The organism is Vibrio sp. ER1A (genome assembly GCF_000733315.1).
Taxonomy (GTDB): Bacteria; Pseudomonadota; Gammaproteobacteria; order Enterobacterales; family Vibrionaceae; genus Vibrio; species Vibrio mediterranei.
This window is the reverse complement of the sequence record NZ_JPJA01000098.1, coordinates 58,922-68,340: the sequence shown is the minus strand read 5'-3', so window position 1 is coordinate 68,340 and position 9,419 is coordinate 58,922. Positions and strand designations below refer to the sequence as shown.

Below are 9,419 nucleotides of genomic sequence, written 5' to 3'. Positions count from 1 at the left end.
TATAACGCAAAAGTGACGTTTTATTAGAACAGTTATTATTGCTAGAATTTATGCAACATCAGTTATAGGTATTTCTTTTAACCAACATTGAAGATGCCTATAACTCCTCTTAGATATATTCACCCGCGCTGTTATCATGTTAATAACGGATATCGTTGAGTGCTGTTCAATTTTGGATTGTTGACCTTAATTCAACATCTAAAACCCAGTTCCTACTTGAAAATAGATTGCATTGTCATCTCTACTGGTAGCAATATCAACCCCTGAATGCAAGCCATATCGCCTTGCCATCAGGTACCGGAAACCAACCCCGTAAGCATATTGAATATCATCAGAAAAGAGCCCACTGGTTGATGACGATGCCGCCCCCCCTCCTCCAAAGGTAAGTAACGACCAACGAGGTGTCATTTTCCAAGTTAACTGAGCCTCGACGCTTGCCGTGACATTACCTTGATATCGATTACGAGGGATCCCTCTTAAATCAATGAATGGGTATGCTGGAGGCGGTAAGAAACGCTCATCAGTGAATACTTCATTAAACAAACCTTTAAATCCTAAATTAAAAGAATCTCCCAAAGGGAAGTAGTGTATTCCACTAGCGGCTAGAAGGTTGAAGTCATAATCACTACCCACGACGCTATTAAACATCGTATATTCAAGAGTATAGTCTCCCCCTTCTGTTGGATAAAGAAAAGCATTCTTTGTATCATACTCTAAATTCAATCCGAGCCCCGACACAAAAGGAGATGTATTGACCCATCGTTTAAGAATATCTGAGGCGCGATTAGGCTCACCCACTTTGAATGTTGGGCTGAAAAGCCGCTGTGCAGCACCAATGAATAAGGGAGAGTCACTGACTCTAAACTGCAATTTTTGCATCACACCATACCCCTGCATCTCCAATTCAACGCCTTGTGCGTTACTTTGAGAAAAAGGAGCATAAAAGTTCATATAAACATCTCCATAAAACAACGCGCCCTGGTAACGAATAGAGTCTTTCCCCCAAGTATGACGGTGAGCCAGCATGCCCGCTTTTGTTCCATTATCGGTAGCGATAGCGCCCACTAAGGTTATTGCAGGGGTCAAAAGTTTAGCTCCACCATCAACCGATTTTAGTGCTAACGCTTTGCGTTTTTCTTTGGCCTCTGCTGATTCATGAAGAAAAAGTCCTACGACACCACCGCCATAACCAACTGCAGGCTCAGTGATCAAAACGGGAACAGGAAGAAACCCATAAGCGTTTTCTGCAAGATAATCACCGACATCAAATTTCCCATCAATAGGATCAACGAAAGAGGTGGCCCATGTATAGGATGAAAAAGTACACACCATTACCACTATCAGTCGGTAAAAACGATATCGCATTGTCGAGAATCCTTTCGTTACGGTTATGTTTAGAAATGAAGTGAGATAGCTAAATACTGCACCATCGTTACAGGTCATAGCATCCAGTGGTGGATTAATTTAAATGCCTAAGAATGCAATGATGATAAGGACTGTTTTCGTGCTTACAGAGCTCCACCCACCTCTGTGGCCAAAACACACGAGTCGTTTGATTAATCTCAATACACTCCATTGAGATGTTTTGAAAAACTAAGCTAGCTCCAACCTCAAACGAGTCTTGACTATTTAAATAGCATCTTTGTTGCAATTGACCAGACTCAGCTAGCTGATAAACCCAGTTCTTTTCTCTAGGTAGATTAAATGCCTCAAAAAAGCCCCGATTCGCCTCAAGCGTCGTCTTTTTTTCTAGTTCCGTCGCCTTTTGTTCATCAGGCACTGCGGAAGATAGACATGACCAAAGGGTCACTAACGCTACCACTATCGTGTTATAAATGCTCAAACGTTGGCGCTCCTAGCTATCTGGTTTAAACCAAATGAAATATTCGTTATTTGGGTCCTGCCTCAATACCCAATTCATATACTCTAACCAGATATCGGGCTGTTTTTCGTAAGCCGCCATTGTCGCAATATAAAAGGCCACTAATTTATCTTGCTCCAATTTGGCCTGAGCGGCTCGTTCCTTTTTGACCGTTGGCACTATGGTAAACAAATTAATCAATTCAGGCATAACTTCTGTAATAACAAGCTCATTTGTCCACTCGTCAAACTCCAATAATGGGTAGTCATCCGTAATTAACGGTGTATCAGTGTGCGCGAACTGTTCAAGCTCCTTTCGGCTTCCCACATAGGTCGCTAAAAGAGACTCGTAACTACTGACACCCACCTCTAACAAAGAGGCCTCAATCTTAGGGTTAGAGGAGAAAAAGTTTGAGGCTTGATCAAAAGAGAGGGTTTGAGGTTCGTCGGATCCAACCAACAACATTTCATGAACCTCAGTACTCCACAGCGTGACATATTTAAAGTTGTTAAGCATAGTTGCGACAATTGACCTTGACGCCTCAACACTTTGTGTAGCTATAGGCCACCACTGTGCCAACACTCCAGAGTCGGATAGACGCTTTTTCGCCAGTTTGTAAAAATCATCTGAGTACAGGTTAGACACTCCCGATGCGGTGGGTGGTGGTGGCTCCAATGTAATGAGGTCGTATTTAGCGCCACTCCGACTTAACTGGTGTCGCCCATCCCCAATAAATACATCGATGTCCGACGGCTGGTTTGTTGCTAAGTAGTTTCCTTGGAAAAAACGAGTAGCTTCTCGCACTTCTGGTAACAGTTCAAATACATGCCTTACTTCCAAAGACTCTATATTGGTTAGCGCACCAGCCGTAATACCTGTCCCTAAGCCTATCACCAACGCTTTTCTTGGCGGCTGAGGTGAGACTAAGGCAGGGATGTAACTTTGAAGGCGCATGTATCGAAGTGAAGCCATAACATCGCCTGTATTCGATACACCTTGGATGTAAAGACGACGAAACTTGCGCTTTCCTTCACCCTGCTCAATCACAGCGACAGTGTTTCCTATGCCTTCCTTAAACCACAGGAGATTTCCACCTTCCTTTGCCACAAGCATTTCTGATAAACGATTCTTAGGAAGCACAGCGGTAGCGACAATAAGGAGTGTACAAGTCGTCACAACTAATAAACGATATTGAGAAAAACGAGTAGCACATACCACTACCAATACGATAAGTCCACTGAGGACTTTAACCGTATTTATCGCCCCAATTAAGGGAACCAACCAAAATCCAACCACAAAGGTCGCAAGTACCCCAGCGATAGTATTGAAACCGAGTAACTCACCTGAAAAGCGTGCATGTGACTGCTCATTTTTCTGAATTTTCAGCGCTAGAACAAAAACACACCCAAAGAAAAAAGCACCAAAAAACACAAAGAAAAAGGCAATGAAGATAAAGGCAATGGCATTTGATGCCATTGCCTGTCCAACAGTTTCAAAAATGAGAGATTTTATTGACAACTGTGTCTGCCATACGGCCTCGTTAATAAGTAAATACGGGAGAATCGTGGCTATCATAGCGCTCAACATAACAACTAGTAATGCGGCATAACTTTTTTCTGGCGACATTTTTAAGCGGTTAGCAGTGAAGTTCCCCACCATTAAACCTAATAGCAAAACACTTAATATCGTGGCATAAGCAAACGAGCGAGTGTTCATATATTGAACGACCGTTTGAATCCATATGATTTCCATTCCAATAGCAACAAACCCTGACGTCGCATAGAGTGCTATTAGTGTTTTTCTATACACAATATGCCCCTGCTTATCAGCAGAAGTATCTGCGACTGGTGCATGCGTCTGAGTGATAAGGAAGTAGGAGGTCATTGCTAACATTAAGTTGACTGCAACAACAAGCCAAATAGAATGAATTATTCCCAGCAATGGCATCAGTATGCTCGGGGCGCTAAGTGCACCAATGACGGCACCTAGGATGTTCATACCATACAAAGTACCTGCAATCGTCTTCTTTAGCTCTATCTCTAACCAACGAATTAACAGTAAAAGAGTGCCGCCCATAAAAAAAGGAGGGAAAGCCAACAGCAATGAATAAACCAGAAGTGCCTTATCTCCCAATATGTCCTCAAGAGATAGGTAGGGGTCGATGCCCAAATACAAAACACAACTTACAATTAGCGCGCTCAGAGCAACGCATACTTCGAGAGAAGCATATCCAAGACTTAAGTTCTTAATTCGATTGACATATCGGGAAAAACACAAGGAACCAAGACCGACTCCTAATAAGAAACCACCGATGACAATACTCGTGGCATACACATCAATCCCAATAACCAAAGCCAACTGCTTATACCAAAGGGTCTGAAAAGCTAAAGAGCAAAAACCTGATACAGCGGCAAATACACTACCTACTACTATTGGCTTCATACTAGAATCATCCTGATTACTTATTATCTGTTTGTTATTGTTGCCTATTTTTAAGTTTAGAGCGGCTAAATAAAAACGCCACCCGTTCTTTGATTTTAACCCTCTGATTGTCACTGAAAGCCTGCTCTATCACCTTCTCTCTCAGCGCATCATTACTACACACCTCCGTATATAAATTAATATTCTTAGTGTGACGGGTTTTATGGCGATACAACAAACTCAACCATCCCAGGCCGCCACTAAATAAATAACGAACGAGATTCCTTACCATGCTAATGACAGTGTTGTGGTAACGATAACCCACAAGGAGAATAGCAGTGACGGCAATGAGGATGGCCCAGTGATTCAGTAGAAATTGTTTTAGACTAAAACCAGCATCCACTTGCAATGGCTTAAACTGATAGCTTTCCAGTTCCTGCACGGAAGGCTTCCACCATCTCAGTATTTCTCCTCCCAAGTGGTAGCGACCACTTTCTTTGATGGTGTAAGTTAAAGTCTGCTGCAGCTCTGCAAAATTATCGTTACGACTGTTCACATCCTGCAATTGTGGACTGCCTATTTGAATGGTGTAATGAGCGCTCTTATTAGGGACAAAGTCGGGAAATATGAGACTCGTACTTTCTTCAGCACGTATGACTATCTTTCTTGTTACAATATCGCCAACCTTATAATTTGGCTTTTGACCATCCCAAGTCTCATTGACATCCACGTTATCCGACACCAAAATGTCCCCCAATTGTTGGGTTTCAGTGGGCTGTGATACCACTAACGTAAAAGCTTGCGTTTCAAGTTTACTATCCTTGCCCTCGACTTGAGTGGTGATGCTCAATGATGGGATGGTCAACACGCCAACGTGAGTTGGATAGATATCGACAGTAAACGTTTGACTAACGTACTTAACACCTTGGTAATCGGTGAACGACGATACCACGTCTTTATCTTGCTGTAACACAAGCGCATGGTTAATTGCGGGAAGCCTATATACAGGCCCGTTCGTGAAATACGAATCCGTTAGTACACTCACGGACATAGCGACCCGTTGATTGACCGCAACCATCTCCTTGTTATCTAAGTGAGTCAACACCAATGTACTTGACTGCCCCAGCGACGAAAAAAAGAACAGCAACAGGCACAACCGCATCTTTACTTTATTCACTGGACTTTCCTCGGTTAAATTCGTTTAAGAACTTTCTTCGAATAAAGTCTTCAGGATCTTTGCTGACGTCTCTTAACCATTTGTCCGTGGCCGCTTTATTCGCCAACACATCCTGTGCTTTGAGTGAAGAAACGGGACGAACCCCTACGACCGTCTGTTTCTTGCCATTTGCAATTTCATCTTCATCAGGAGGTGGCTTGGATTCATTTTGTTGTGGGGGGCGACTGTCATCATAAGACTGGCTGAGGCGGTCAATTTTCTTGATAATACCCTCGACTATTTTTAGGTTATGTTGAGCCTCTTTATTGTTCGGCTCTATAGCTAACACCGCTTGATAATAGCTCTGCGCTTTCTTGTATATGCCTCTCTGAGCCAAAGCGTTCGCTGCATTGTAAGTGCTCTCCACCGAACCCACATTGACAAAGCCCTTTTCAGCACATTGGAATTTTTCTTGGTAATAACAACTGACCGCTCGCCACTCTTCATTTTCAAAAAGGGATTCTGCACTTTTGTAATCCCCCAAGTACATATAAATCATGGCCTGCTGGTCTTTAGTTAAAAAAACGTCTTTTATGTTAGCTTCAACATACGGTGTCCAAAGAAAGGGAACCATAACAAACCACGAGAACCTTAATGCCCACCCTTTTCGAAACCATAATGAGCTCAAAGCAACAATGAACACCAATAGCCAGTGTGATTCATCCGCCAACCCTTCTGGCGAAGAATGACCTCTCGCTATAAGTTCAAACAAGCTACTCCTGAGCGTTAGAATGTCAAAGTTTGACGAGCCTCCATCATAACTGTTGGAAGAGAGCGACTTAGCGACCTGCTCTCCCAGAGGGCCAAAATAGATGACATGACTTGTCACTTTTTTCTGACTTAAATAAGTCTTCAGCGCTTGTGGATCGTCTAGGCCGCCATCGGTCAAAAATAGCATATCGATTGACTCAGAGTCTTCAGGCAGTGTTGTTGACATCAGCCTTTCCAAAGCTGCGACATCCCCTCCGTTTAATGGCATGACTGATGGAGACAAATAAGACAGGTAAAGTAAATCCATCTTAGCATCGTCTGTGAAGGGCACCAGTTGATGTGAAGATCCTGAAAATGCCACAATACTGACAGGTCTTGAGACACCTGATTGCAATAACTGCTCAAGCAGCAATTTTGCTCTATCCAGACGTGAAGGCTGCACGTCCGTTTTTCGCATACTGTTAGACACATCAAGAACAATAAACAGGGGCGAATTGGGATAATACGTTGAGGATTTTGGCGCCCAAACAGGTCGAGCAAGTACGAATGCCAACAAAAGCATCACTACCAAGACCACAAAGGAGGGCGTCAAAATTGAAGTTCGCCTTGAAGCTTTAACAGTCAGTAGCTTCAGTAAATGCGGAGCAATAGCGCTACTTTTTTCACTTCCAACGCGCGCCTGCCAAAACAAATAACAAGCCAGTAGCGCTATCGGAATAAGGAACCACAAGAACGCAGGTGAAAGAAAGAAAATTGTGGTGCCAAAAAGTGTTAACGCCATTATAGTTTTCTCCATGCACTAACAATCAAATACACCCACATCAACAAGTTAAAACTCATCACCACGGTCAAAATATAGGGATACAAATAAAGGTAGTTTGGTGTAGTAGAAATTTGAAATTGACTTGGTGCGATGTTATTGATTTGAGATAAAACATTCGACAGTGCATCGTTATCCTCTGCCTTAAATGCGCTTCCTTGTGTCAGGTTTGCGATAGACTGCAGCGTTTTAAAGTCCACTTTATCTTGGCCTTGCTTTTGTTCAACATTGCCAATAGCCAACGAATAGATTTTTATCCCTCTACTTTTTGCCACTTTAGCGGCTTCTACTGGCGGCAGTACGCTAGCGTTATCACTGCCATCGGTCACCAAAAGCAACGCCTTTTCCTGTACTTTCGAATGTTCAAATGCCTTGATAGACAGTCCTATGGCATCTCCAATCGCCGTTGCAGAACCTGCTATTTCTACGTCCATACTAACAAGGATTTCGCGCCAAGAGTTTAGCTGGTCAGTAAACGGCACCATCAGATATGCGCCACTACCAAACACAATGAGCCCTAACCGGTCCCCTTCTCGTTGCTTAGAAAAACTTTCCATCAAGGATTGTAACCCCTCCCACCGAGACACCAGTTTACTAGGGGCTACCTCAAAGTCTTTTTTGTTCATTGACTTTGACATGTCTATCGCCACCATTAAGTCTCGCCCTGATTTCTTTTCGGTGGTTGGCTTGCCCACTAACACAGGCTCAGAAACACAAAGAACGAGCAACGCCCAGGTTAACAACAACGACCATTTTTGAAGACGCTTTCTTTTGTCAACTTTGGAGATACTGGAGCCTTTACCACCATTAATCTTTATGACCTGTTCATAGAACGGCGCTTTTATGACGGAGCGGCTTCGGCGATAAGGAGGGATAAGGTAGTACACCGCAACGGGTAGAAAAAACAGCATCAACCACCAAGGTTGCAGTAACATCATGAGCTTTTCTCCTCACGATGGTGCTTAACCCACTGGATCGCCATCGATCGACATTCTTGCCGTATTTCTATATCACCAGGGTTCAACATTACTCCCGCATACTGCTCTCGCTCTAAAAACTGGATCATTTCCGCTGTGAACTTAGCTTTATTTGAGTTCATTGTTTGGTTTAAGAATTGCCGCCAAGCTTCACCATATAAAGCCCCTCTGGCGCGTTTAGGAAAAGCACTAATGGCTGTCTGTTTCAGGATGTAGTTAAGCTGTCCATTCAAAGATTCATCATTAATGTGTTTCAGCTGAAACAGAGCGGTTCTTCGATACGCATTTCGTTTCCAAGCTTTGTAACATCGAACAATCACAAAGCACGTTATCAACACAAAAACCAGCACTAACAGCTTAGCCCCTATTGTTTGCGGCGCTAAACTCACCACGTCGGGCAAGACAATAGTGTTAAATCCTTCAGATTTGAGTAGATAGTTTCCAAAATTCTCTGGTTGAGGTACATCCAATGTCACCATCACGCTTTCCCTGTTATGAGTTTTGAAAGCTGCTTATAGGGCTCGTCTATCGTATCCAACATAGCAAACGAGAGCCCACTCCCACTTAATAGCTTTTGGATCTGCTCTATTTTTGCTTCGTTTTCTTTGCGAAATGACTCCATTGCTTTTTTCGACGTCGATAAGGACACTTGGGTAATACCATCGCTGATCGCTAGGTCAGTCGCTTGGCTGTAGTCAACCTCCAATGGGTCATACACGAGAAAAAAGAGGACATTGTGTTTATGAGTGATCAGTTTTAGGGTATCGAGCATAGCAAGGTCGATACTTTCTAGGTCGCTGATCACCACCAAGGTTCCATTGCTACTCAGTAGCCGAGTCGCGTCACTCACTATCTGTTTGAAGCGCAGATTAGCATCAGCTTTCTCAATCGCGGTGGATTTGTTAACTTCAAGCAAAGCTTGGTTAGATTTGACTATGACATCGAGATAGCGAGTAAACGATTTCACTCCTCGCTTAGGAGGCACTACTTGATGTCCGTGCTTATCGACTACGATGCCGCCAACTCGTTCGCCCTGCTCTAAAAAATGAAAGCCGAGTAGCGCTGCTAAATGTGCCGCCACAACCGACTTGGTATAAACCTTGGAACCAAATAGCATGCCTTCATTTTGGTTGCAGAGGATGACGGTCGGTTTATCCGTTTCTTGTGTGAACACTTTGACAATTTGCTTACCTGAGCGAGACGAGGCTTTCCAATCAATATCTCTTGGATTATCTCCAACACGAAACGGTCGCAGCTCATCGAAGTTATACCCTTGCCCCTTGAGTTTGGATTGAGCTCGTCCAGAGAACATTCCCCCACTTCTATAACGCTCATCAATCCTCAATTTCTTACTTTTGTTTCTTAAGTGGCGCAAACTATCCAAAGTGATGTGCAAACGTTCATCCATCATTC

The 9,419-nt window shown here is 43.3% G+C and carries 7 protein-coding genes; all 7 read right to left on the bottom strand.

Annotation, left to right across the window (positions count from 1 at the left end; translation table 11 throughout):
- Nucleotides 1–198: 198 nt before the first annotated feature.
- Entirely contained in the window at nt 199–1,365 is a 1,167-nt protein-coding gene (locus HW45_RS27380) for a glyceraldehyde-3-phosphate dehydrogenase (RefSeq protein WP_038231228.1), read from the bottom strand.
- A gap of 490 nt (nt 1,366–1,855) precedes the next feature.
- Complete coding sequence (locus HW45_RS27370; RefSeq protein WP_038231226.1) at nt 1,856–4,303, bottom strand: fused MFS/spermidine synthase; 2,448 nt, start codon at nt 4,301–4,303, stop codon at nt 1,856–1,858.
- A 34-nt stretch (nt 4,304–4,337) separates the two neighbouring features.
- Complete coding sequence (locus tag HW45_RS27365; RefSeq protein WP_038231224.1) at nt 4,338–5,459, bottom strand: BatD family protein; 1,122 nt, start codon at nt 5,457–5,459, stop codon at nt 4,338–4,340.
- The gene (locus HW45_RS27360) at nt 5,452–6,990 is read right to left on the bottom strand and encodes a VWA domain-containing protein (protein WP_038231222.1); all 1,539 of its coding nucleotides are present in this window, start codon (nt 6,988–6,990) and stop codon (nt 5,452–5,454) included. Before HW45_RS27360 ends, HW45_RS27365 begins: the two co-directional genes overlap by 8 nt.
- A complete protein-coding gene (locus HW45_RS27355; protein WP_038231220.1) occupies nt 6,990–7,967 on the bottom strand; it encodes a VWA domain-containing protein in 978 nt (325 codons plus the stop codon). The genes HW45_RS27360 and HW45_RS27355 overlap by 1 nt, the downstream gene beginning before the upstream one ends.
- Nucleotides 7,964–8,485, bottom strand: coding sequence for a DUF4381 domain-containing protein (locus HW45_RS27350; RefSeq protein WP_038231218.1), 522 nt, complete (start codon nt 8,483–8,485; stop codon nt 7,964–7,966). Before HW45_RS27350 ends, HW45_RS27355 begins: the two co-directional genes overlap by 4 nt.
- Nucleotides 8,485–9,417: a DUF58 domain-containing protein gene (locus tag HW45_RS27345; RefSeq protein ID WP_038231215.1), complete on the bottom strand. Its 933-nt coding sequence runs from the start codon at nt 9,415–9,417 to the stop codon at nt 8,485–8,487. The genes HW45_RS27350 and HW45_RS27345 overlap by 1 nt, the downstream gene beginning before the upstream one ends.
- Nucleotides 9,418–9,419: the final 2 nt, after the last annotated feature.

What these genes read in the sequence shown, in the direction of transcription:
- HW45_RS27370 (WP_038231226.1), bottom strand. Translation starts at nt 4,303, where the DNA reads ATGAAGCCAATAGTAGTAGGTAGTGTATTTGCCGCTGTATCAGGTTTT.
- HW45_RS27355 (WP_038231220.1), bottom strand. Translation starts at nt 7,967, where the DNA reads ATGATGTTACTGCAACCTTGGTGGTTGATGCTGTTTTTTCTACCCGTT.
- HW45_RS27380 (WP_038231228.1), bottom strand. Translation starts at nt 1,365, where the DNA reads ATGCGATATCGTTTTTACCGACTGATAGTGGTAATGGTGTGTACTTTT.
- HW45_RS27350 (WP_038231218.1), bottom strand. Translation starts at nt 8,485, where the DNA reads ATGGTGACATTGGATGTACCTCAACCAGAGAATTTTGGAAACTATCTA.
- HW45_RS27360 (WP_038231222.1), bottom strand. Translation starts at nt 6,990, where the DNA reads ATGGCGTTAACACTTTTTGGCACCACAATTTTCTTTCTTTCACCTGCG.
- HW45_RS27345 (WP_038231215.1), bottom strand. Translation starts at nt 9,417, where the DNA reads ATGATGGATGAACGTTTGCACATCACTTTGGATAGTTTGCGCCACTTA.